Origin of the sequence: Sulfurimonas sp., assembly GCF_026196735.1 — a bacterium.
GTDB lineage: Bacteria > Campylobacterota > Campylobacteria > Campylobacterales > Sulfurimonadaceae > Sulfurimonas.
In genome coordinates this window covers 76,168-99,271 of the sequence record NZ_JAPHUF010000007.1, presented here as the reverse complement: position 1 = coordinate 99,271, position 23,104 = coordinate 76,168, and the positions used below count along the sequence as shown (strand labels likewise).

Sequence of the window (23,104 nt, the reverse complement as noted above, 5' to 3'; positions counted from 1 at the left end):
AAAGGAGACATATAATATGCTTGGGTTTATAAAAAAATCTCTCGCCAAAACTGCCGAGGCGATAAAAACAGTAGCTCCAAAAAGAAAAGTCAGTTTTACAAAAGATGAACTTGAAGATATTTTACTCGAAGCTGATGTCGAGTACGATTTAGTAGAGATTATTTTAAATGAAATGTATCAGAGTAAAATCACAAGAGATATTCTTCGCTCAAAACTTTTAGCAACGCTGGCGTACACTACATATAAGGAACCTGAGTTTACAAAACCTTTTGTAGAGCTGATAGTTGGAGTAAACGGTGCAGGAAAAACTACTACTATTTCTAAATTAGCCCAAAGATACAAAAATGAAGGTAAAAAAGTTTTACTTGGTGCTGGAGACACTTTTCGTGCAGCTGCTATTGAGCAACTGACGCAATGGTCTCAAAAACTTGATATTCCAATAGTCTCTTCAAAACAAGGACATGACAGTTCTGCTGTTGCTTATGATGCTATAGACTCTGCAAAATCAAAAGGTTTTGACAATGTTATCATAGATACTGCTGGAAGACTTCACACACAAACAAACCTTGCAAACGAGCTTAAAAAGATAAACCGCATCTGCGATAAAGCTCATAGCGGTGCACCACACAGGACTATTCTTGTCATTGATGGAACACAAGGAAACTCTGCCATAGCTCAGGCAAAAGCATTTAACGAAATGATAGGAATCGATGGCATAATTATCACCAAACTTGATGGAACAGCAAAAGGTGGAAGTATCTTTAGCATCGCTTACGCGCTTGAACTTCCTATTCTTTTTGTTGGAACAGGTGAACAGCCAGAGAATCTAACACCGTTTGACAAGTATGAGTTTGTTGACGGACTACTTGATATTTTATTTGAAGAAGAATAGATAGCTTATAAATATTGCAAAAACTAAAATATGGCAAATTGTCATATATTTTATATTTACATGTAAAAGGGTATATAATTTTGCATAATTAAATATAAGGCTGATTATATGGCTAAGAAAAAAATTCTTTTTGAGTGTCAACACTGTGGACTTACAACACCGAAGTGGATGGGGAAATGCACCAACTGTGGATCATGGGATTCATTTGTCGAACTCAGCGAACATCAACAAGAAGTAGTTAAGCAAACAAAGTCCAATACTTCGAGTTCTACAAAAGCCGTAAGCATTAATGATATAAAAGAAGAAGAAGTATTTAGATTTAGTTCTGAGGATATTGAGCTGGACACTGTACTTGGTGGTGGCATTGTGCCAGGTTCACTAACTCTTATCGGAGGTTCTCCTGGAGTTGGAAAATCAACCCTACTGCTAAAAGTCGGAGGTGATATAGCCTCAACTGGAAAAAAAGTTTTATATGTAACGGGTGAAGAATCAAGTGGACAGATTAAGCTTCGTGCCAACAGACTAAAAGCAAATCAAGACACACTTTACCTGTTAAGTGAAATAAGGCTAGAACAAGTTATAGTGGAGTTAGAACATCGTGAATATGATTTTTTAATTATTGACTCAATTCAAACAATGTACTCTGAAAACATAACATCAGCACCTGGTTCTGTAACTCAAGTAAGACAAATTACTTTTGAACTAATGAGGATAGCCAAAGAGAGAGAGATAGCAATTTTCATTATCGGGCATATTACAAAAGAAGGCTCAATAGCCGGTCCCCGAGTCCTTGAACATATGGTAGATACTGTATTGTATTTTGAAGGCGATTCATCACAAGAACTTAGGATACTAAGAGGCTTTAAAAATCGTTTTGGACCGACAAGTGAGATTGGTGTATTTGAGATGAGAAGCGATGGTCTAATATCTGCAACAGATGTCGCATCAAGATTTTTCAATCGCAATTCCCAGCAGGCAGGCTCTGCTTTAACGGTTATCATGGAAGGTTCTCGTCCTATAATTTTGGAGGTACAAGCCCTTGTCTCTGAGTCACATACTCCAAACTCAAAAAGACAAGCTACCGGATTTGATAACAATAGATTAAACATGCTTTTAGCACTTCTTGAGAGAAAACTCGAAATTCCTTTATCTGGTTATGATGTTTTTATCAATATAACCGGCGGTATAAAGATTACAGAAACTTCTGCAGATTTAGCCATATTAGCCGCAATTATTAGTAGTTTTAGAGATAGAGTCATATCTAAAGAGACTATTTTTATAGGTGAAGTTTCATTAGTTGGAGATGTCAGGGAAGTATATGCAATGGATGTACGACTAAAAGAAGCAAAAATGCAAAATATCAATAAGGCAGTTGTATCTAAAAAGCCTCTAGAAAAACCCGCAATTAAAACATTTATAGTAGATGAAGTAACAAAACTTCTAGAATGGTATTGATTAAAACACATTTTAACTATAAAAGATGTATACTTTCAAAAATATATTTATCTTAAAGGATATACATGATTGATGCCGAGTTTAGAAGTGAAGAAAAATTTTCCAAGTTGTCAATAGCTTATGAAGGAAAAGAAGAAGGTCATTTAGTTTGTTCAACAATAGAAAAAATAACTTCTAAGTATAGAATTCAACCTGAGACTTATACATGTAATATATCAAATGGTAGAGAAGTTCTTGTAATAGAGTATCAAGATGACAATAATCGTGAAGCTGGCGAAATATTTGAAGAGATTATGAAAACTTTAAATATAACAAAATGTGATTAATTGATATAATAATATAAATTTTGATATACTAACAAAACTAAAATCAAGGAAGAGTAATGGCTGAGGAAGAGAATAAAGAAGAAGAAACTACTCAAGAAAAGAAAAAATCTAATACACTGATGATTGTTATTATCGCAGTTTTAGTACTTATTATTCTTGGTGCTGCAGTTACTGCGATTTTATTGATGAGTGATGATGGTTCAGAAGCTCAAATACAACAAAATACACCTCAGGCTCAAACTAAAACTATATCAAACAGGACAAGAGGAAGCTCAGACATGGCTGAGTCAAGAAAATTAAGTGATATTGGTATTTTGTACCCACTTGACGGATTCACTGTAAATCTCAAAAGTGATTCAGGTAGCCGCTATTTAAAAGTGACTATCTCATTAGAGTTAAACGGTGAAGAACTGAGCATAGAACTAGACAATAAATCCCCTGTTATCAGAGATAGAATTATTAGAATTTTAACCTCTAAAACACTTGAAGAAATTTCTTCTAAAAAAGGTAAGGCAAAAGTTTCACAACAGATTATGGATACACTCAATGCTATGATTGTTGATGGTCACATAAAAGGCATATACTTTACAGAGTTCGTTATTCAGTAAATGATCGGTATTGATCTTATAAAAACATCTCGTATGGACCGCTTTATAGAGCGGTTTGGCGACAAAGCACTTCAAAAATTTCTTTCAAATGATGAGATATCTCTTATAAAAAACTATAAAACGGCATCTGGTTTTTGGGCTGCTAAAGAGGCATGTTCAAAAGCCCTTGGAGTTGGTATAGGTTCGGAGTGTGGCTTTCATGATATTTCAATTAGCAAAACCGCAAAGGGTGCGCCGGTATTAAGACTATCACAAAAACTTTTAAATAACTTCAATATTACAGATACTAGCTTATCCATAACACATGACGGTGATTATGCTATCGCTGTAGTGGCTATTGAATCATCCACCACCAACAAAATCTAGTAACTCTAGTTTGTCTCCATCATTTAGCTTATGTGTTGGCCAAAGGTTTTGTTTTACTACTTCCATATTAACTGCTGCAGCCATGACCTTTCCGGTTAAACCCAACTCTTGTAAAACTTTTTCTAATGTTGCATTTGTATTAAATTCTTTTGTATTGCCATTTATTATTAGTTTCATTTTTATCTCTCTCTTTGTCTAATAATATCTTATTAAGTTTAATATATTAATAATAAAGATACAATAACTAAAATAAATCTATACAAACGAGAGAGTTCTGATGCTAAATTCTAAAAATTTATTAAATCACACTCAAAAATTATCGGTGCTTTTTGCGGAAGATCACGAAGATTTGAGAGAGAATGTAACTGAAATTTTAAAAACTTTTTTTCATACAGTTAACTCTTCATCAAACGGAGAAGAGGCGCTAGCTCAATACAGGCAGTATAGTGACACCAATGCAAAGCACTATGACATTGTTATTTCTGACATACGAATGCCTCGTCTAAATGGAGTTGAATTAGTAGAGAAAATATATAAAATAAATCCAAATCAAATTATTATTATAGTTTCAGCACATGACGATACAAAATATCTACTACCTTTGATTAACCTAGGAATACAGCAGTTTATTAAAAAACCAATTGACTATCAAGAATTTCTTAAAGCACTTCTAAACGCATCTAAAAATGTAAACAACTTAACATTACCAAATGTTGAGCAAAAACAAGAATCATTAATAAAACTTAATGATTCTTTTTCTTTTTGTAAAAATAATAGTATTCTTCAAAATACAGAAGAAATAATCCCTCTAACCAAATACGAGATTATTTTTTTACAACTTCTTACTAATAATATTGGCAAAATATTTCCAAATGAAGATATAACTGCCGAGTATAAAGCGCAAAATGAAAATCTAGATATAGTAAATATTAGAAAACTCGTATCAAAACTTAGAAAAAAACTACCAAGTAATTGCGTAGAAAGTATTTATGGCATCGGGTATAGAATACTACCTTACAATCAAGCTTAGCAGATATTGGAGTTAAAATGATATTTAAAATTATTGGTACATGTATCATTTTTCTAGTCTTGATAACTACTACGGGATGTTTTAAAAAAGAGGTACTTCCTCCTCCTATAAATTCATATGCAGTTGAAAAATCTGCATACTATAAACATGGCCCTATAAATGATAAGATAATTAACGAAACAAATGCGCTATTTATGTCATACCCATTCTCAATGCAGATATTATTACTTACCGATGAGGCTATTACTCGGCTAATTCCTTTGTCTGATAAAGGAGTTATGTCACAAGAGTATTATTTAAATGCGTATAATGAAGAGCAGAATTTAATATATGAAATGTTTAAAAAAAGAAAAACTTTTACCAAACTTCGCACTGAATATGTTGAGAGTATAAACACTGTCTCAAATAATAAAAACTATGACTTTGTAATGTATTTTGACTCCTCTACCATCGGAGAGTTAGATATATATTTAAAAGATACTAAATCAAACAGAACTTTTCTCGTTTGGAAAGAGGGAATGACAAAAATTGACCCCATTCAAAAAGTTGAAAATATTTTAAAATCAAAAATGCTTTATTGTGACCATGCAGAAAGTGAAAAAGTACAGCCTCACAAATCTGTAAAGGTTATAAAAAGTAAAAACTTAAAAAATAAGCAAGTGCAACATGAACAAAATGCTAATCATAACAATCAAGCAAGCCAACCAAGTCCAGCAACAAAAAATATAGCAATAAAGCAAGAGAGTAGCTCATATGGCACTACAAAAGACTTACTCACAAAGACTAAAGATATACAACAGCATAACTACTATAACGCTAAAAAAGACTCAAGCGGTTGTTATGCTTATGGTGCTTTAAATCAGTGTATTGTCTGGTAATATAAGATATAAATTTTCATATAATCTGCATCTTACTTTAAATCTCTTTTTGGCCCGGTTTTTACATGTGTTGAATATAGAGTTAAACCGGTAAATGCAAGACCACCTATTAGATTTCCTAGAACGGTTGGTATCTCGTTCCAAATTAAATAATCCACAACAGTAAAGTCACCACCCATAATCATCGAAAATGGAAATAGAAACATATTTACAACAGAGTGCTCAAAACCCATGTAGAAAAACAGCATAATTGGCATCCACATAGCAATAGCCTTACCGCTTACAGAACTAGAAACCATAGCGCCTACAACACCCATAGAAACCATCCAGTTACATAGCATACCACGGACAAAAATTGTCAGCCATCCAGCTATGCCATGCTCCTTATAACCCAGCGTTCTCTCTTCTCCAACTGAAGCTATTTTGTCTCCAATAATATCGGGGTCAATTGAGTAGCCATATGTCAGTATAAACGACATCATAACTGCCACAACTAGCGCTCCGGCAAAGTTTCCTAAAAATACAAGACCCCAATTTCTTAAAACTTGATTCACAGTAACACCCGGTCGCTTATCGAGCAAAGCAAGCGGAACTAGTACAAAAACTCCTGTGAGTAAGTCAAAACCCATAAGATATAGCATTATAAACCCAACGGGAAACAGCATTGCACCGACTAATAATGAACCGGTTTGTATAGCAACAGTAATCGCAAATGCGGCAGCGAGGCCTAGAATTGCACCAGCCATAAAAGCACGGATAAGTGTATCTTTAGTTGACATGTAGACTTTAGACTCTCCCGCATCAACCATTTTTGTAACAAAGTCGTTAGGTTGTAAATAAGACATACACTATTCCTAATTTTAATTTAAATCGAAGTATAGACAAAAAATATTAATATAATAAATATGCATTAGTCCATTAATATTACAAAAACGCCAATTATTATAGCAATTCTTGAATATTTATCTTGAGATGGAAGTGGACGATATTTTTCTAACTTATTTGTAAAATACTTTGTAATATCCAAAAATGCTATCCAGCCTTGGGCACCAATTGATGAGACAAATATCATAAGAGATAAAAGTTTTATCATTTCAATAATCGAATCTATCATTCTTCAAGTTTTCCTTGTGCAAATATTTCATGTTTGATTATTTTATGATTTTCTTTCATGGTAGTCCTTATTGATGAAATTGTATCACATTAAGTTTTAGTATGCATCTTCCTCATGTTAGCAGTTTGTAAATATAACTATATCTTTACATTTTTTAAGCGCAAAGCATTAACTATAACTGATACAGAACTAAAACTCATTGCAGCTGCTGCGATTACCGGTGAAAGCAAAATACCAAAAAATGGGTAAAACACCCCTGCCGCTATCGGAATGCCAACACTGTTGTAAACAAAAGCGAAAAATAGATTTTGTTTAATATTTTTCATAGTAGCATGACTAAGTTTTAGAACTTTTACAATTCCAAGCAAATCACCTTTAATAAGCGTAACTCCTGCACTCTCTATGGCAACATCGGTACCGGTTCCCATTGCTATACCTATATCTGCTTGAGCAAGTGCCGGTGCATCATTTATTCCATCGCCAGCCATAGCCACAATAGCTCCTCCATCTTGTAGTTGTTTAATCACTTTTGCTTTTGCATCAGGCATAATATTGGCATAAACTTCATCAATGTCTAGTTTTCTTGCCACTGCATTAGCTGTAGTTTTATTGTCCCCACTAAGCATAACAACTTTTATACCCTCGGCTTTAAGCTCTTTAATCGCTTCAATTGATGTTAGTTTAATCGGGTCTTCAATCCCAATAATAGCGCTAAATTTAGAATCTATTGCCATAAATATAACACCCTTGCCTTCTTTTCGTAAAGCATCTGCTTTTTGTGATGTATCTTTTGTTGAAATATTTAAACTATCCAAGAAACTTTCACTACCTAAAACTATTTTTTTATTCTCTATCTCACCTGTAATACCTTTGCCAATAATAGCTTCAAAGTTATCTACATGTAGAAAGTCTAAATCACTCTCTTTTGCATGTTCAACAACGGCCTCTGCTAGGGGATGTTCACTAACTTGTTCTAAACTTGCAGCATATTTTAAAACATCTTTTTCATCAAAACCATCTTCTACATTCAGAGTAGTTACTTTAGGTTTTCCTTCTGTAAGAGTTCCGGTTTTATCTACAACCAAAGTGTTAATTTTCTCCATCGTCTCCAATGTTTTGGCATCTTTTATCAAGATTCCAGACAGCGCTGCTCGTCCGGTTCCAACCATTATAGAGATTGGTGTTGCAAGGCCTAAAGCACACGGACATGCAATAATCAAAACAGCTACTGCCGCTACAATAGCATAGGCTAAACGAGGTTCAGGCCCAAAGATAAACCATCCCAAAAAAGCCAATATCGCTGATATTACAACGGCCGGCACAAAATAGCTAGCTACGGTATCTGCCAATTTTTGAATAGGTGCGCGCGAACGCTGAGCTTGAGCAACCATATGCACGATTTGTGAAAGCATAGTATCACTCCCTACTCTTTGTGCTACCATGACTAGAGTGCCATTTTTATTTAATGTTGCCCCAATTAAAGAATCATCTTTAGTTTTAGATATAAGCATAGGTTCGCCTGTTATCATTGATTCGTCAATATTGCTTTGTCCCTCAACAACAACACCATCAACAGGGATTTTTTCACCGGGTTTAATTCTTAGTTTATCTCCTACATGTATTAACTCTAAACTTATATTTTCTTCGTTACCGTCATTGTCAATACGATGTGCCTGCTTTGGCGCAAGATTTAGCAGTGTTTTAATTGCACTATTTGTTTTACTTCTTGCTCTTAATTCCAACACCTGCCCTAAAAGTACGAGAGTTATAATAACTGCGGCAGCTTCAAAGTAGACATGCACCAGACCTTCTTTTGTTTGCATAAGCGGAGGAAAAACTTCAGGTAAAAATAGTGCAACTAAACTATACATATAAGCTGCTCCTACCCCTATTGCGATTAGTGTAAACATGTTTAGATTCCATGTTTTAATAGAGTTATATCCACGCACAAAAAAAGGCCAACCACCCCAAACAACTACAGGAGAGGCTAAAATAAATAAAAACCATTGAACATTTTTCATTGTGACGCTCTGTGGTAAATACTCCGGAACTAAATCGCTTATCATTGCTACTACAAACACAGGTAAGGCAAGAACAATACTAATCCAAAAGCGTTTACTCATATAATTTAGTTCATCGTTTTCTTCATCATTTGCTACAGCCACCATAGGTTCCAGTGCCATACCACATTTAGGGCATGAAGCAGGATGATTCTCTATTATTTCTGGATGCATAGGACATGTATATTTTTTATCTTCAATACTCATAACACACCTCCGAATTATTTACTAGCTTTTATATTTTATCTGTATAGTGTGTAAGGTATGTGTAGAAATATTTGTAATGTATATTACAAATTATCTTTGGCAATCAAATAAATTATTTACTAAAGCTAGCAAAGAGCAATTCGTATATCATCATATTGAACTTTAGCATTCAGGGCTTCAAATATAGGCTTTAAGCGAGGCTTGCCGTCTTCACTAAAATCATCTTTATTGTTTTTTTCTTTTATTTTCGTTACTGCATCATTTATAAGGTCAAGAGTAGCTACATCTGGCATAAATTTATCCAAATTTATATCTGTTTCTTGTTCCTTTAAAATACTAAGATGTTTTATAATCGTCCCCTTGCTCATACCTCTTTTTTCAGCCAGTTCTGCAATGGAGCTACAACTTTCAATCAACTCTTTTGTTTGAATATAAGTAGGAGTAGCACTTTTAGCCACTATTTTCTTCTCAGATTTTAAAATTGTTTCTTGTTCTTTTATTTTACTTATATCAGTAATGCCGTCTATACTCTGGATGTATGAATCAAATATTTTTTCAAGATTTTCAGATAAGAGTGCTGATATTTCATCTCTTGTTTTTTGAGATGCTGCTTTGATTCTATCGTCAATATGTAAAATAAGAGGATCAACAGTTAGTGCAGTATCATTCAAGCCCATAAGACGCAATCCATCTATATTTTTAATACGAGAAAGAGCAACATAACCCTGCCCCACTTCAAAAGTTTTAGACAAGTCTATCTCAGCAGAATCAAGTGTCATACCTTGAGATTTATGTATAGTAATTGCCCATGCAAGTTTGAGTGGAATTTGTGAAACTTTAGCAACTATATTGCCGTTATCATTTTCTATACTCCAATCTTCCAATCCAAGTTTAATCAATGACCCATAAGATGTTTTAACTATCGGAAGACCTGTCTCCTTGTCAAAGTCTACTACTACACCTGTGGTGCCATTTATATAGCCCTGCTCATGATTGTTTTTTATAAACATCACTACTGCATCTTTTTTTAGAGTTATCTCCTCTAAAACAAGGGAAGACTTAAATATTTTCTCAATATTTTTAGCTGTTCCTTCTGACTTATACTTAAATAAATGAGCAGGATTTTTGATTTTACTAAGCTCATCATTATTTATTCTATCAACATCTATATTATGTGTGTAGAGTTTTGTTGGTGTAAAATCAATGTCAAGATCTTTATGATGTCTTGAGTTTAAAATATCATAAGAGTTACTTGATACATTGCCGCTTCTTATCTCATCTAAAATACTAATGAGAACATTATCATCTTGTCTAAATTTTTCTTCTAAGTAGCATGTTTTTAATTCCAACTCTTTCCATGATGAAGATTGCCAAGCAAAGCGTTTATCCTTAGCTATTTTTGAGATGGGAGGAAGTTGGAAGAAATCTCCAGACAGTATTGTTTGAACACCACCAAATGGAGTATCATTCTTTTTAAAAGCTCTTAATATTTTATCCATTGCAGAGAACATCTCAGGAGAAACCATTGAAATCTCATCGATGATAAGAATCTTTAATTTAGAAAATCTAGTTTGTAAATATTTCTTTTGTAATAAAGACTCAATATAATAATCATCGATTGTATCACGAATACCTAAGCTAAAAAATGAGTGAATAGTTTGACCTTGTAGATGTGATGCTGCTATCCCAGTTGGTGCTACAATTGTTGGGATTATTTTTCTTGATTTTAAATAAAATGTAAATTGATTTAATAGATAGGTTTTACCCGTTCCTGCAGAACCAGTAATAAAAACATTATTCCCTGTTTTTAATATATTTAATGCAGTGTTTTGCAAATTGTGTATCCTTCATTTATATGATTATAACGAAATATCTTAATCAATTTGTTTGTTTTAAACTGTGGATTTGTAGATTTTTATAAAACACACTTCAGTAGGAATGATTGTTAAAAAATGAGTGATTTGAAAAATATGTGAAAGTCCGATGTAATAGTGGTGGGTTCGCCGTGACTCGAACACGGGACCACTCCGTTATGAGCGGAGGGCTCTAACCAACTGAGCTACGAACCCACTAATATCAGGGCGCAATTATAGTGAAGATATCCTTATATATTTCTGATTTCTTGGGCATCTTTTATTTTAAAAACAACAGCATAAAGAAGTGGTACATAAATAAGGTTCAAAACAGTAGCCCAAGCGATACCAAATCCAAGTGAAATTGCCATAGGTTGAAGTATCATTGCTTGACCTGAGGCAAAAAATATCAGTGTTGACAATCCTAAAACTGTTGTTAATGATGTTAAAAGAATTGGTCTTAATCTTGTCTGTGCCTGCTTCATCAGCTCTTCAGTATTTTTTGCATCTTTTATAAAGTTTACTACTATAAGACCATCATTTACAACAACTCCCGCAAGACCAACAACTCCGATTAACCCTGGCATTGTAAGATTTATCCCCATTACCATATGCCCAAAAAACACTCCAAGCAGTACAAGAGGTATGGTGCTTATAACTATGAGTGATTTTTTAATAGAATCAAAAAGCCATACCAAAGTTATAAATATAAGAAATATCGCTATAAGTGCTGACTGCATCATCTCATTCATATTCTTTTTATTTTCTTTTTCTTCACCTTTGATGTCAACTATATAACCATCATTTTCTAGTTTTTTAAATGTAGGTTTTAATTTTTTCATAACCTCAGCAGAAGTGATAAGCTTTTTATCTAAAGAAGCTACAACCGTGCGAATTCTAACGCCATCTTCTTTTTGCAATGCTACAAATCCCTGAACTATTATAAAATCACACACATCGCTCAGAAGTACATATTTATTTGAAGACGGCACTTGAACTTCAATACTATTTACAGAATCTATATCTTCATTAATTCCGCTCTCTATTCTTATACGGACCAGTCCTTCATCGTTGAACATCTTGCCATATTCACCTTTTAAGTAATATGAACGAAGTTCTCGTGAAATCAACTCTTCATTAAATCCTAGCTGCTGTCCATATTCATTGACACGAAGTTTTAGCTCTTTTTCACCTAAAGTAGCATCGTCAGATATGTTTCCAACACCCTCTATAGCACTCAAAGCATTTCTCAGCTCTAAAATGCCCTCTTTAGTTTTTTGCTCATTTTGCCCGCTTAGACTAATCTCGATGTCTGAAGCAACAACACCTGCCCCTGGAACTTTAACAACTAACTCTTCATAAACCAGGTCACCCTTGTCTCTTAACTTTTTAAACGGTTCTATTAGCTTTTCAATGTCTTGAGCGATATCTTTGCCGTCTCTATTTCTCTGCATTCTCTCTTTATCGTATTCTATTGACAGATAAGGGCTGATATATTTGTCAAAAGCATTGCTAGGCGCGCGTTCTTTTAAATCAATAAATATATGAAAAAGATTCTCACCCGTCTCAGCCATATTTTTAGCATCGAGTTTAAAGCCTATGACTGAAGTAATAGAAGAAACCTCATCATTATCCACATTAGCTAATAACTTCTTTTCTAAGGATGTAATAATAGCTTCTGTATCTTCTAGTTCACTGTTAATATTTACTTTACCATATACATATATTTGTGTATTGTCAAAATCAGGAAATAATTGAAATTTGGAATTTTTTATAAATACAAATGTCAAAGACAAGATGGAAACGACCATAACTATAAGTGATATCCATTTTCTTCTAAATACAAAATGTAAAATTTTGTTATGCCAAAATCCAAATTTTTTCCAGATTTTTTTTGTAAAGCTCTCATCATGTGAAACTCTCAAGAAGTCGTGAGCATGTAGAGGCAAAAAATAAAATGCTTCAAAAAGTGAAGCGAGAAGTAAAACTGTAATCATTATTGGGATTATCTTTATAAACATTCCCATCTCGCCTGTTAGTAAAAGCATAGGCAAAAATGCAAAAACAGTTGTCAAAGTAGCCGTTAATACTGCTGGAAACATTTCACTTGCTCCAACTATAGCAGCCTCTCTTCTATCCATACCGTTTTCTAAATGTCTGTATATATTTTCTGCAACAACAATAGCCTCATCAACGAGCATTCCAAGTGCTATTAACGCTCCAAGAAGTGAAAGCATGTTTAGAGAGTCGCCCATAATCTCAGTGACTATAAGACCCATCATAAAACTAACAGGTATACCGATAGCCACAACCATTGCTATTCCACGATTTATAAAAATCAACATTGCAATAGAAACAAGCATAAGCCCGAATGTTATATTTGCAAAAACTGTATTTAAACGATTTTTTATCCAGATAGATGTATCCGTATATATTTCATATTTCAAATCCGGATACTTTTGAGTATTCTCTTTTAAGAGTGCTCTAATCTGCTTTACGAGTTCTATAGAGTTGCCATCTTTTGATTTGGCAATATTTAGAGATACATTTCTAATGCCATTATAGTGAGAAAGTTCAGCCTCGTCACTAAGCTTAAACGATACATCCGCTATATCGCCTACACGAACTCTGACATCCCCAACACCGATGATTGTACTCTCAATGCTCTCTTTATCTTTTTCTCCATTATATGTTGAGATATAAAGATGTGAGCCTCTCTCTTTAATAGTACCTATTGGAAATATAGAACTTATATTTTGCAGCGAAGCTACTGCTAATGTCGGCTGAAGTCCTAAGGCTAAAAGTTTTTGCTCGTTTATCTTTATTACTAGCTCATCCTCAGCATCACCGCGAATAGTTATCTCACTTAGGTCTTTGAAGTTGCTAAGCTGGCTTTTTAACTCTTCTGCCCTATCTAACAACTCTTTTTTACTTTTATCTCCGGCTAAGGCTATAAGCACTAAGGGAAAACTATGTAATCGTATTTTTGCAATTGGCTCTGCCATATCAGCAGGCAAATCTTTTTTAACACTACTTACTACATCTTTTACATCATTGAGTACATTAATATTTTCAGAGCCGGCTTTGATATCTGCAAGTATTATAAATGAACCGTTTTTGATTGTACTTTTGATTGTATCAAGCTCATCAATGTTTTTTAGATCATCCTCTATTGTTTGAACAACCATCTTGTCAAGTACATCTGCGGAAGTCCCAGCATAACCACCGGATATCGTCACTTTATCCATAGTCATAGGTGGAAATATCTCTTTTGGAATATTCATATATGCCAAGATAGACAGAGAAAGTATAAAGATAAGAAGTATATGATTTAAAAGTGGTTTATCAATTGCAAACTCTAAAAAACGGCGAATCATACTATATCTTTAAAAAAGTGTATCAAGTATTTGATTTTTAAATCGAATTGACTCAACAGATGAGCTTATTACTTTATTTTCTTCTTTAAGAGTATCATATTCACCTTTTAACTTTGAAATATCTCTACTCATAAAATATATCTGCTGTTGGATATATATCTTTGGAAAAAGTATTACCGCAACAAGCAATACACTTAACAAAACATATAAAAGATAATTAAAATCAAGCACTTTTTTTGGATTAAGAACTACATCAATTTCATTTAATAATTCTATCTTTTCACTCATTTATATTATCCATTTGAAAAACTCTCATTTTAGCACTTCTGCTTCTAGGGTTTTGTCTTAACTCATCATCTTTTGCCATTATAGGCTTTTTTGTTAAAATCTTCCCAAGTGAATAATCATTTGTACATGTACATCTCATTGCTTCACTCGGGCAGATACAATTTTTCTTCCAATCACTAAACGCTTGCTTGACAATTCTATCTTCTAAAGAATGAAAAGATATTATAGCGACTTTCGCATTTAAAAATTTTGCATCTTCTATAGTCTTTAAAAGTGATTTCAACTCACCCAACTCATCATTAACCTCTATACGAATCGCCTGCATTAAAAGTGTTGCTGGATGAATTTTCTTTCCATGAGGCATTAATGGTTTTAAAGACTCACCAAGCTCCTTTGCAGAAGAAAATGGTCGGTTATTGACTATATGTGATGCTATTTTTTTATAGTTTCTCAGCTCACCATAATCTAAAAGTATTTTCTCAAGTTCGCTTGTAGAATATTCATTTACAACTTCAGCAGCATTTAACATTGCTTCTTTATCCATTCTCATATCAAGGTTATCACTCTCGAACGAGAAGCCTCTCTCTTTTTGGTCAAGTTGAAGAGATGAAACACCTATATCTGCTAATACGCCCTTTATATTATTTATATCATACTCTTTTACAATATCTTTGATCACTGATGAAAAACGACCTTTTTTTATCTCTACTCTATCTCCAAATTTTTTCAACCTTGTAGTTGAAAAATCTATGGCTGTTTGATCTTGGTCAATTGCTATAAGTTTTATATTTGGATTTTCTTCAAGAATCATAGAAGAGTGACCACCATAGCCCATCGTGCAATCAATCACTATCCCATCTTCTATATCTTTAAAAACTTCAACAACTTCTCGATATAAAACTGGAACATGTGGGGTGTTTTGCATATAAGACCTATGATATTTTTACAATATTATACATTAAGTTCGTTAAGTTTGTTTAATTTAATTTTAATTATAGTACCATTAAACAAAAAAAGTGAAAAAAATGGAAGCAATAATTAATGAAAACTTAATAGAGGTTCTTGCAGGAGTTACTGCTGTAACGCTACTTGTCTTATATATTTTTCTTAAAATCTCACAGAAAAAAGTTGATGTTAAAACAAAAAAAGAAGAAATCAAACCAGAAGAAGCAAAGGTAGAGACTCCAAGTAAACCTGAGCAAAGTCCAGAAGTTGAAATATCAACTGCAACAAAAAAAGTTGAAAAAAGTGCTTCCACTGAAATCAATAGAAAAAAAAGAGAACCTGTTTATCATGACAAGATTGTAAAAGATGACTTTAAAATATTTGAGGGTGTTAAAATCTTAGTAGCAGAAGACAATATTATAAATCAAAAAGTTATTACTGCTCTTTTGGCTGACTCAGGCATAGAAGTCACTATAGCAAATGATGGGCAAGAAGCTTTAAATATACTAGAAAATGACAATGATTATGCAGTTATTCTAATGGATGCGCATATGCCAAATATTGACGGTTTTCAAGCCACTAGACTAATCAGAGAAAACAAAAATTACGACCATATACCAGTTGTAGCTCTTAGCGGAGATACTGCAGCAGATGATATTAAAAACATGATGAATGTCGGCATGGAAGCACATCTTGAAAAACCACTAAAAATGGATGCTCTTTATGATGTACTATACACTTACACTACAGGTAATGAAAGTAAAGATACATCTGCTCAAAATGATGAAATACTTGAGTTTAATATTGAAAAAGGCTTAGATATATGTGGAGGAGATAAAGAGTTTTACCTGGAAATTCTTAATGATTTTATGTCAAAATACACTGACTCTTCAGAAAAAATTCAAAAATATCTCAACAACAGCGACAGTACGAGTGCCGATAAAATACTCTTAGATATACTCGGCGTTGCCGCAAATATTGGTGCTGATGCACTACATGATTCAGCCTTGGCTTTAAAAAACAGTATTGCACAACCTAATGATTTAGAGTACATCAATAAGTTAAAAACTTATAAAAGATCTCTCAGTCTTGTTATTGAAGAAATAAAAGCCTACAAAGTTCTTTAGAGTCATTCATCCTCTAAAGATTTCTTTACATGTACTAGCGTGACAGTGCTTTTTTTACATGCTCGTCAGCCATAGTGACATTCCACTCAGGCTCCCAAACTAACTCTATCTCTACCTCTTTTATATTAGCCATCTTTTGAACTGCTTCTTTTACCCACTGCTGTATAAGTTGATGCATAGGACAAGCTTTTGTTGAAAGAGTCATAGTCACATGTACATTTCCTTCATCGTCACATGAAGCGTCATAAATAAGCCCCATCTCAACAAGGTTAAAACCAACTTCCGGGTCGATTACATTTGATATAGCTAAAAATAATTCTTCTTTTGAATACATTTCTTAATTCCTTTATTTATAATTTATCATAAAAAACACACTTCTAACTAAGGCTAATGCGCCCATTAGTAAAAATGAAGCACCTGCCTTTATGAGAGCGTCATCTTGAAGTAAAATTGCGATAGCAATCACTAGCACCCCAATTGCAGAAAAAACAAACTGCGCTGATGAGCTTTTCTTTGGAAGCATATCTGTTAACATTGGAACTTTTTCTTTTCCGACAAGCGGTGAAAATCTTTCAAACCACACAAGAAATGGAATAATTTTATATACATGTCCTGTAATAGCAAATCCAAAAAAACCAAAAAATATCAACCAAGCAGAACTCAAAAGCAATGGTTCAAAATCAAAAATCAGATAAGCAGCAGCTAGAAACAAAGCTGCAATCATAGAAAAATATGAGAATAGAAGCGATTTAACATATATATCTATCTCTTTTCTAGCTCTTGTTTTATAGATAGTCTGCACCATGTAAAAATATACAATGAGCGATAATATTGATAAAATATAGCCAATATAATTTAAAATTTTTAACTCTATAAATGAAGATGATACAACTATCAAAACAGCAACACTCATCATAGCCATAGCTATTTCTAGTGGTTTTTTAGAAAATCCATGTGAAAGTCCAAACATTGGAAGCAACACAACTGAAAGTCCCATAAGAGTTATAGTTATATAACCTCCTATTACTAAAAATACATGACTTCTAAGAAGCGCATATATATCTGTTTCTATGATTCCTGCGTATGTTAATGCCATAACAAGACCAAAGATTATTCCAAAAAACAGAAATATATTTGAGATTAAAATACTAGTTATAACAAGATTTAATTTTTCAACTTTTTTGATTGTTAAAAATATCTCCATAACAAATATCATCATCGAGATTAGGACTACAGTACCACCATAAGGAAGAAGTTGTGGATAATTTAAAAATCCTAAAACCATTAGTATGGTTCCGATTGACAGAAGCGGCCATATAGCATAAAAAAGTTCTACACCAAAATGTCCCACTTCCAAAACCACAGGCACTAACTGAGCCATTGCACCAAAAATTGTCATCATAACAAATCCAAGTAAAAAAAGATGAGTTAGACTCAATACCTTGGTATCTAAAAGTGATATATTTTCAGCGGAGAAAAAAAATAAATATATGATTGCTGCCAAATAAAAAAAACTCCCCAATATAAAAAAGGGAGATATTAATTTAAATGGAGGTGCAAAATCTTGCGAAACTGAAAACATTAATTATTTAATGACAAGCATTTTGTTCAAAATCTGTATTTGCAGCTGAAGAATTATTACTTGTAAATGTAATTTTTACTAAACCGCCATCAACTTCTTGGGCTTCATGAGATATATCATCTTCAAGTTTTGAAAACAATCCACCCGGTGTTTTATGGTTAATCATAACAAGCTTATTGTTTGTTCCTTTTATAAGTCTCAAGCCACTCATTGCATTTACCATTGGATCAGGAGGACCGCATTTTGATGTATCAAAATAGTAAGTACTCTCTCCATCTTTTTTTAACTCAAAAAAATCTACCGTTGCTCCGGCAACTTCTACTTTAGAAGCTTCACTTGGTATTAAAGACATGTTTATAATCCTTTGTTTTTATATATTTGATTATATTGTATATCTTTGCTTATTTAGTTGATGTGTGTCAACCTTTGCTAACAATTATCTAATTTGTCCGCTTCCATAGATTTTAAACTTATAAGTAGTGAGTCCTTCTATCCCCATTGGTCCGCGAGCATGAAGCTTATTTGTGCTTATTCCGACTTCTGCACCGAAGCCAAAAGCTCCGCCATCTGTAAAACGAGTTGAAGCGTTAACATAGACAGCTGCTGCATCAATAGCATTTAAAAATTTCTCTGCTGCAGATATATTTTCAGTTATTATAGCCTCAGAGTGACCTGAACTAAATTTAACTACATGTTCAATTGCTCCATCAACTCCATCAACCACTTTTATATTTAATATATTTGCTAAATACTCAGTATCATAATCTTCGTCAGTTGCATTTGCAACATCTATAATTGCCTGAGTCTCAAGACAACCTTTTAACTCTGTATGGGCTTTATCAAATTCTGCTTTTAACTTTACAAGTGCTTCTGATGCTATAGCTTTATCAACAAGCAGAGTCTCCATAGCATTACAAACACCTGGTCTTTGAACTTTTGCGTTTATTGCGATAGCTATAGCGTTATCTAGCTTTGCATCTTTGTCTATGTAAGTATGACATTGTCCTTTATCGTGCTTTACAACACTCACAGTTGCATTATCACTTACATATTTTATAAGCCCTGCTCCGCCGCGGGGAATAATCAGATCAACATACTTATCCATCTTTATAAGTTTTGCTACACCCTCTCTTGATGAATCGGGGATAAGCGACACCAAAGATATCGGCAAATCATTTTTAGCTAAAACAGCTTGCAAAACTTTTGCAATAGCTTTGTTTGAATTTTCAGCTTCTTTACCGCCCTTTAGGACACATACATTTGAACTTTTAAAGCACAGGGCTGCAGTGTCTGATGTTACATTTGGACGAGATTCATAAATGATACCGATAACACCGATAGGGATAGATACTTTTTCTATCTTTAGTCCATCTTCTGTCACCCATCCATCAATAACACGGCCAACCGGCTCTTTAAGCGCTGCTATCTCTTCTATTGCCACCGCCATCGCATCAATACGACTCTCATCTAAAAGCAGTCTATCTTTCAAGGCTGAACTTAAGTCATTTTTATCTGCATCTGACATGTCAATAGCATTCGCCTCAAGCAAATCCATAGTGTTGCTTCTTAAAGCTTCAGCCATCTGTCTTAAAATTCTATTTTTATCTGCTCCGCTAATCGTAGATAAAACCCTACTCCCGCTCTTAGCTTCTTTTAAAAATTGTTCCATATTTTCACCTTTGTTCTAATAATGCTATACTACCATAAAAAATTTAGGACTACTATGAAAACTATCACTTTTATCGGAAACGGAAATATGGCGCTTAGCATTGCTAAGGGTTTAAAAGAAAGTTACAAAATCGAAGTTATTGGCAGAAGCATAGACAAACTAAATAAATTTGAAGATGAACTTGGCATAGAAATAGATAAAGCACTTATGGATGATTTCAGTATTGAAAACAAAACCGTGATATTTTGTGTCAAACCTGTTAATGTTGAAGAGGTTGCTGCAAGAATCAAGGGTAAAGCAAGAGTTGTCTACTCGGTTTTAGCCGGCACAACTATCAGTAAGCTAAAACACAATCTACATCCAAATGCTGTTGTAAGAGCTATGCCAAATCTTGCTGCAAGTATTGGAAAATCTATGACTACACTTACCGGTGATGAGGAGTTTAAAGCTGAAGCCAAAGAGCTTTTAGGTGCTATTGGAGAGACACTTTGGTTATCATCTGAAAAAGAGTTAGATATTGCAACCGGTCTTGCGGGAAGCGGTCCTGCCTATTTAACACTTATTGCCGAAGCCTTGGCTGATGGTGCTGTCAAACAGGGGATGAAAAGAGCTGATGCCATGGCAACTATGCGCGGCCTTTTTGCCGGATTTGGTGAACTTATACAAGATATCCACCCTGCACTATTAAAAGATGCTGTTATGAGCCCAGGCGGAACAACAGCAGCCGGTTATGGTGCATTAGAAGATGGAAATGTTAGAGCTGCTTGTATAGACGCTATTGCACAAGCTTATAAAAAAGCTACAGAGCTTTAATATTACAAAATATATATTATTTTTTGTTTAGCTAATATTTATCACAATTTTGCTACAATCTCCATAATAAATATGGATGGAAAATATGCAAAAAACAAAAGAATATGACAAAACAAAAGTTGAGTATGCTAGTTTCATAGCAAGATGGATAGCTTTTACCATCGACAACGCGTTGTTTGCTATTTTTACAATTATACTTATTTTCCCATTTCCTGATTTTGAAAACTCATTCAATGTGGGACTTTATAGAATTTTTACAACTCTTATTTTGATTTTTTTAATGATTACATTTTGGGTAAAGTTTGACGGTGCTACGCCAGGAAAAAAAATAATGAAAATAAAGATTGTAGATGCCGACACGCTTCAGACTATTGACTATAAACAAGGAACTATAAGATTCTTAGGGTATATATTATCAAGTATAATTTTTCTTTTTGGATTTTTAATGGTGATTTTTCGTAAGAGAAAACAAGGACTCCATGACATTGTTTCAAATACTATCGTAGTAAATTCTGACTCACTTGTAGCCCTAGAGCAATAAGTGTAAATTTATTGCTCATAAGTTAGTTATAAAAACTTTAATATCTCTTTTTCTATATCTTCTTTTTCTATAATTGTACTTTGTACAATCTCTTTAGAAAAAAGTTCCTTGACCATAGCCGGGATTTCTAAGTTTGCTTCTTTTGAGATAGACTCTAAAGCAATGATATCTTCTGCGTCAACTTCACCTGTTAAAGCATTGGCAATTACAGGTGAAAACTTTGTCCACTCGGCAGTTGAGTAAGCGATAGTTTTTATCTCTGGGTTTGAGCAAGTCTCAAAAGATTTAATACATGTAGCAGTATGCGGGTCCATAAGGTAATTAAAATTTGTAAAATAATCTTTAATATATGCTTTTCCCTCATCACCGTTACAAAAATCGGCATCAAAACTATTTTGCAGTTGTGCAAGCTCATCGCTTGTCAATTCATAAAAATTTTGATTTTCCAAGTCTTGCATAAGTTCTCTTGTTCTATCATCTCCAAACATGTCATAAAGAATTCTCTCTACATTTGATGATTTTAAAATATCCATCGCCGGAGAAGTGGTTAAAATTACTTTTGAGTCTCTTAAATCATACTTTCCGGTTTTAATAAGTTTAGTTAAAACATTGTTTTCATTTGAAGAGATGATAATTTTTTCAACTGGAAGTCCCATTTTCCAAGCATAGTAACCACCAAGAGCATTACCGAAGTTTCCGCTTGGAACATTTAAGTAAACCTTTTCACCCATAGCAACAGCATCTTGACGAACTAGCTCTAGATAACTGTGAATATGATAAATAATTTGAAAAATAATTCTTCCAAAATTTACAGAGTTAGCAGCTGAGAGAGAGACATGCTTCTCTTTTAGCGCAGCTTTAAAGCTATCAGAAGCCAAAAGTCTTTTGAGTGCATTTTGAGCATCGTCAAAAACACCGTTAATCCCGATAACTTTCAAGTTTTTTGCATCCTCTGTAACCATCTGTAGTCTTTGAACATCAGAAGTCCCACCATCTGGATAAAGGCAGGCTACCTGCACATTTGCACGATTTTTAAAAGTTTCTAGTGCAGCGGGGCCCGTATCACCGCTTGTAGCAGCAAGTATTAAATAATTTTCATTTTTCTTTTGAGCTATTGAAGATAGAACAACACCAAATGGTTGAAGTGCCATATCTTTAAATGCACGAGTCGGCCCGTGATAAAGTTCACTAACATAAAGATTTTCTTTTACTTTTACTACAGGAACAGGGTTATTTGCATCATCAAATTTATCATAAAGATTAAGAGCCTCATCAATAACACTTTTATCTATGTCAATCTCAAAACGACTCAACATGTCAGATGCCAATTCTTTGTATGATGAGTTTAAATGTTTGTTTAAAAACTCTTCACCGAGGTCTGGTAATTTTTGGGGCACATAAAGACCGCCAAATGAAGCTATAGGGGATAAAATAGCTTCGGAGAATGTAACACTTTGAGGTTTGTTTTTATCGCATCCGCGAGTTTGAATAAAGTTCATATTTTTCTTTACCTAAATTTTTTTGAAATTATAGCAAAATTAGTACTGTTTTAGTGCCTTCTTTTTTTAGGTGACTTATCATACCTCAAATATGAAATAAAAATAGCAATCAATATACAGCTTGCAACAATTTCATAACCAATCATCCAAACTATTAGAAATGCACTTGAATCTAAGAGTGCAAAATTTTCAAAACTTCCTCCAGCTATAAATATAAAAAGGAAAACAAGACCTGTTATATATGGAACTAACAAAAAATACAAAGCGTAAGCAATACCTTCATACCCTTCCGGTACCGTTAAATAATCGCTTAATTCAACCTTTTGTGACGAAAAAGAGCTAGGCTCCTGCTTTTTGGGTTTTCTGAATTTTTCCCCGCGACCGCCTTTTTCAACCATTTGATTGAAATATAAAAGATTGTGATGATGATTTTCAACATCTTCTTTAGAATCCATTTAAAGCTCCCACTACAAA

The 23,104-nt window shown here is 33.7% G+C and carries 24 protein-coding genes and 1 tRNA gene; 10 read left to right on the top strand and 15 right to left on the bottom strand.

The features are described from left to right. The first annotated feature begins 16 nt into the window (after positions 1–16). The 5 genes from ftsY (at position 17) to acpS (ending at position 3,647) form a co-directional block, all read left to right on the top strand. Entirely contained in the window at positions 17–892 is an 876-nt protein-coding gene (ftsY, locus tag OQK60_RS03810; protein ID WP_297684225.1) for a signal recognition particle-docking protein FtsY, read from the top strand. 108 nt (positions 893–1,000) lie between these two features. Further along, positions 1,001–2,347, top strand: a complete 1,347-nt coding sequence (radA, locus tag OQK60_RS03805) for a DNA repair protein RadA (RefSeq protein ID WP_297684224.1) — start codon at positions 1,001–1,003, stop codon at positions 2,345–2,347. Between the two features lie 65 nt (positions 2,348–2,412). Beyond that, a complete protein-coding gene (locus OQK60_RS03800; RefSeq protein WP_297684222.1) occupies positions 2,413–2,673 on the top strand; it encodes a hypothetical protein in 261 nt (86 codons plus the stop codon). Between the two features lie 56 nt (positions 2,674–2,729). After that, the gene (gene fliL / locus OQK60_RS03795) at positions 2,730–3,281 is read left to right on the top strand and encodes a flagellar basal body-associated protein FliL (RefSeq protein WP_297684220.1); all 552 of its coding nucleotides are present in this window, start codon (positions 2,730–2,732) and stop codon (positions 3,279–3,281) included. Continuing rightward, complete coding sequence (gene acpS, locus OQK60_RS03790; RefSeq protein ID WP_297684218.1) at positions 3,282–3,647, top strand: holo-ACP synthase; 366 nt, start codon at positions 3,282–3,284, stop codon at positions 3,645–3,647. It abuts the gene before it with no gap. Here acpS and thiS read toward each other — a convergent pair. Continuing rightward, positions 3,624–3,824: a sulfur carrier protein ThiS gene (gene thiS, locus OQK60_RS03785; RefSeq protein WP_297684216.1), complete on the bottom strand. Its 201-nt coding sequence runs from the start codon at positions 3,822–3,824 to the stop codon at positions 3,624–3,626. The genes acpS and thiS overlap by 24 nt on opposite strands. Before the next feature lie 100 nt (positions 3,825–3,924). On the opposite strand from thiS, the gene OQK60_RS03780 reads away from it, so the two are divergent. Further along, entirely contained in the window at positions 3,925–4,677 is a 753-nt protein-coding gene (locus OQK60_RS03780; RefSeq protein WP_297684213.1) for a response regulator transcription factor, read from the top strand. Between the two features lie 17 nt (positions 4,678–4,694). Continuing rightward, positions 4,695–5,555, top strand: a complete 861-nt coding sequence (locus OQK60_RS03775; RefSeq protein WP_297684211.1) for a hypothetical protein — start codon at positions 4,695–4,697, stop codon at positions 5,553–5,555. A 32-nt stretch (positions 5,556–5,587) separates the two neighbouring features. Here OQK60_RS03775 and OQK60_RS03770 read toward each other — a convergent pair whose 3' ends face one another. From OQK60_RS03770 to rsmH, 8 genes are all read right to left on the bottom strand, one after another. Beyond that, a complete protein-coding gene (locus tag OQK60_RS03770) occupies positions 5,588–6,400 on the bottom strand; it encodes a formate/nitrite transporter family protein (protein ID WP_297684209.1) in 813 nt (270 codons plus the stop codon). 65 nt (positions 6,401–6,465) lie between these two features. After that, positions 6,466–6,669 carry a hypothetical protein gene (locus OQK60_RS03765; RefSeq protein WP_297684207.1) on the bottom strand — a complete coding sequence of 68 codons (204 nt, stop codon included), beginning with the start codon at positions 6,667–6,669 and terminating at the stop codon, positions 6,466–6,468. A gap of 137 nt (positions 6,670–6,806) precedes the next feature. Next, on the bottom strand, positions 6,807–8,936 hold the full coding sequence (locus OQK60_RS03760; protein WP_297684205.1) for a copper-translocating P-type ATPase: 2,130 nt from the start codon (positions 8,934–8,936) through the stop codon (positions 6,807–6,809). Positions 8,937–9,061: 125 nt separating this feature from the next. Continuing rightward, entirely contained in the window at positions 9,062–10,771 is a 1,710-nt protein-coding gene (locus OQK60_RS03755) for a helix-turn-helix domain-containing protein (protein ID WP_297684203.1), read from the bottom strand. A gap of 157 nt (positions 10,772–10,928) precedes the next feature. Then, positions 10,929–11,005 (bottom strand) — tRNA-Ile (locus OQK60_RS03750). Between the two features lie 35 nt (positions 11,006–11,040). Further along, positions 11,041–14,166, bottom strand: coding sequence for an efflux RND transporter permease subunit (locus tag OQK60_RS03745; protein ID WP_297684202.1), 3,126 nt, complete (start codon positions 14,164–14,166; stop codon positions 11,041–11,043). Between the two features lie 9 nt (positions 14,167–14,175). After that, positions 14,176–14,454 carry a hypothetical protein gene (locus OQK60_RS03740; RefSeq protein WP_297684201.1) on the bottom strand — a complete coding sequence of 93 codons (279 nt, stop codon included), beginning with the start codon at positions 14,452–14,454 and terminating at the stop codon, positions 14,176–14,178. Next, the gene (rsmH, locus tag OQK60_RS03735; protein WP_297684199.1) at positions 14,447–15,379 is read right to left on the bottom strand and encodes a 16S rRNA (cytosine(1402)-N(4))-methyltransferase RsmH; all 933 of its coding nucleotides are present in this window, start codon (positions 15,377–15,379) and stop codon (positions 14,447–14,449) included. The genes OQK60_RS03740 and rsmH overlap by 8 nt, the downstream gene beginning before the upstream one ends. Before the next feature lie 100 nt (positions 15,380–15,479). Here rsmH and OQK60_RS03730 point away from each other — a divergent pair, with 100 nt between their 5' ends. Next, the gene (locus OQK60_RS03730; RefSeq protein WP_297684197.1) at positions 15,480–16,526 is read left to right on the top strand and encodes a response regulator; all 1,047 of its coding nucleotides are present in this window, start codon (positions 15,480–15,482) and stop codon (positions 16,524–16,526) included. A 34-nt stretch (positions 16,527–16,560) separates the two neighbouring features. Here the strand turns inward: OQK60_RS03730 and OQK60_RS03725 are convergent, their stop codons facing one another. From OQK60_RS03725 to OQK60_RS03710, 4 genes are all read right to left on the bottom strand, one after another. After that, positions 16,561–16,860 carry an iron-sulfur cluster assembly protein gene (locus OQK60_RS03725; RefSeq protein WP_297684194.1) on the bottom strand — a complete coding sequence of 100 codons (300 nt, stop codon included), beginning with the start codon at positions 16,858–16,860 and terminating at the stop codon, positions 16,561–16,563. Between the two features lie 12 nt (positions 16,861–16,872). Continuing rightward, on the bottom strand, positions 16,873–17,928 hold the full coding sequence (locus tag OQK60_RS03720; protein WP_297684192.1) for a hypothetical protein: 1,056 nt from the start codon (positions 17,926–17,928) through the stop codon (positions 16,873–16,875). A 187-nt stretch (positions 17,929–18,115) separates the two neighbouring features. Further along, positions 18,116–18,460 (bottom strand): hypothetical protein, encoded by a 345-nt coding sequence (locus OQK60_RS03715; protein ID WP_297684190.1) that lies wholly within the window; start codon positions 18,458–18,460, stop codon positions 18,116–18,118. Positions 18,461–18,544: 84 nt separating this feature from the next. Next, positions 18,545–19,777, bottom strand: a complete 1,233-nt coding sequence (locus tag OQK60_RS03710) for a glutamate-5-semialdehyde dehydrogenase (RefSeq protein ID WP_297684188.1) — start codon at positions 19,775–19,777, stop codon at positions 18,545–18,547. Positions 19,778–19,831: 54 nt separating this feature from the next. Between OQK60_RS03710 and OQK60_RS03705 the strand changes: the two genes are divergently transcribed. Both OQK60_RS03705 and OQK60_RS03700 read left to right on the top strand, forming a co-directional pair. Continuing rightward, complete coding sequence (locus OQK60_RS03705) at positions 19,832–20,590, top strand: pyrroline-5-carboxylate reductase (protein ID WP_297684186.1); 759 nt, start codon at positions 19,832–19,834, stop codon at positions 20,588–20,590. Positions 20,591–20,675: 85 nt separating this feature from the next. Next, positions 20,676–21,131, top strand: a complete 456-nt coding sequence (locus OQK60_RS03700; RefSeq protein ID WP_297684184.1) for an RDD family protein — start codon at positions 20,676–20,678, stop codon at positions 21,129–21,131. 26 nt (positions 21,132–21,157) lie between these two features. Here OQK60_RS03700 and thrC read toward each other — a convergent pair whose 3' ends face one another. Next, positions 21,158–22,630 carry a threonine synthase gene (gene thrC, locus OQK60_RS03695; RefSeq protein ID WP_297684182.1) on the bottom strand — a complete coding sequence of 491 codons (1,473 nt, stop codon included), beginning with the start codon at positions 22,628–22,630 and terminating at the stop codon, positions 21,158–21,160. A 50-nt stretch (positions 22,631–22,680) separates the two neighbouring features. Continuing rightward, on the bottom strand, positions 22,681–23,085 hold the full coding sequence (locus OQK60_RS03690) for a hypothetical protein (RefSeq protein ID WP_297684181.1): 405 nt from the start codon (positions 23,083–23,085) through the stop codon (positions 22,681–22,683). Positions 23,086–23,104: the final 19 nt, after the last annotated feature.

Coding starts and splice junctions, on each gene's coding strand:
- ftsY (WP_297684225.1), top strand. CDS start 17: ATGCTTGGGTTTATAAAAAAATCTCTCGCCAAAACTGCCGAGGCGATA.
- radA (WP_297684224.1), top strand. CDS start 1,001: ATGGCTAAGAAAAAAATTCTTTTTGAGTGTCAACACTGTGGACTTACA.
- OQK60_RS03800 (WP_297684222.1), top strand. CDS start 2,413: ATGATTGATGCCGAGTTTAGAAGTGAAGAAAAATTTTCCAAGTTGTCA.
- fliL (WP_297684220.1), top strand. CDS start 2,730: ATGGCTGAGGAAGAGAATAAAGAAGAAGAAACTACTCAAGAAAAGAAA.
- acpS (WP_297684218.1), top strand. CDS start 3,282: ATGATCGGTATTGATCTTATAAAAACATCTCGTATGGACCGCTTTATA.
- thiS (WP_297684216.1), bottom strand. CDS start 3,824: ATGAAACTAATAATAAATGGCAATACAAAAGAATTTAATACAAATGCA.
- OQK60_RS03780 (WP_297684213.1), top strand. CDS start 3,925: ATGCTAAATTCTAAAAATTTATTAAATCACACTCAAAAATTATCGGTG.
- OQK60_RS03775 (WP_297684211.1), top strand. CDS start 4,695: ATGATATTTAAAATTATTGGTACATGTATCATTTTTCTAGTCTTGATA.
- OQK60_RS03770 (WP_297684209.1), bottom strand. CDS start 6,400: ATGTCTTATTTACAACCTAACGACTTTGTTACAAAAATGGTTGATGCG.
- OQK60_RS03765 (WP_297684207.1), bottom strand. CDS start 6,669: ATGATAGATTCGATTATTGAAATGATAAAACTTTTATCTCTTATGATA.
- OQK60_RS03760 (WP_297684205.1), bottom strand. CDS start 8,936: ATGAGTATTGAAGATAAAAAATATACATGTCCTATGCATCCAGAAATA.
- OQK60_RS03745 (WP_297684202.1), bottom strand. CDS start 14,166: ATGATTCGCCGTTTTTTAGAGTTTGCAATTGATAAACCACTTTTAAAT.
- OQK60_RS03740 (WP_297684201.1), bottom strand. CDS start 14,454: ATGAGTGAAAAGATAGAATTATTAAATGAAATTGATGTAGTTCTTAAT.
- rsmH (WP_297684199.1), bottom strand. CDS start 15,379: ATGCAAAACACCCCACATGTTCCAGTTTTATATCGAGAAGTTGTTGAA.
- OQK60_RS03730 (WP_297684197.1), top strand. CDS start 15,480: ATGGAAGCAATAATTAATGAAAACTTAATAGAGGTTCTTGCAGGAGTT.
- OQK60_RS03725 (WP_297684194.1), bottom strand. CDS start 16,860: ATGTATTCAAAAGAAGAATTATTTTTAGCTATATCAAATGTAATCGAC.
- OQK60_RS03720 (WP_297684192.1), bottom strand. CDS start 17,928: ATGATGACAATTTTTGGTGCAATGGCTCAGTTAGTGCCTGTGGTTTTG.
- OQK60_RS03715 (WP_297684190.1), bottom strand. CDS start 18,460: ATGTCTTTAATACCAAGTGAAGCTTCTAAAGTAGAAGTTGCCGGAGCA.
- OQK60_RS03710 (WP_297684188.1), bottom strand. CDS start 19,777: ATGGAACAATTTTTAAAAGAAGCTAAGAGCGGGAGTAGGGTTTTATCT.
- OQK60_RS03705 (WP_297684186.1), top strand. CDS start 19,832: ATGAAAACTATCACTTTTATCGGAAACGGAAATATGGCGCTTAGCATT.
- OQK60_RS03700 (WP_297684184.1), top strand. CDS start 20,676: ATGCAAAAAACAAAAGAATATGACAAAACAAAAGTTGAGTATGCTAGT.
- thrC (WP_297684182.1), bottom strand. CDS start 22,630: ATGAACTTTATTCAAACTCGCGGATGCGATAAAAACAAACCTCAAAGT.
- OQK60_RS03690 (WP_297684181.1), bottom strand. CDS start 23,085: ATGGATTCTAAAGAAGATGTTGAAAATCATCATCACAATCTTTTATAT.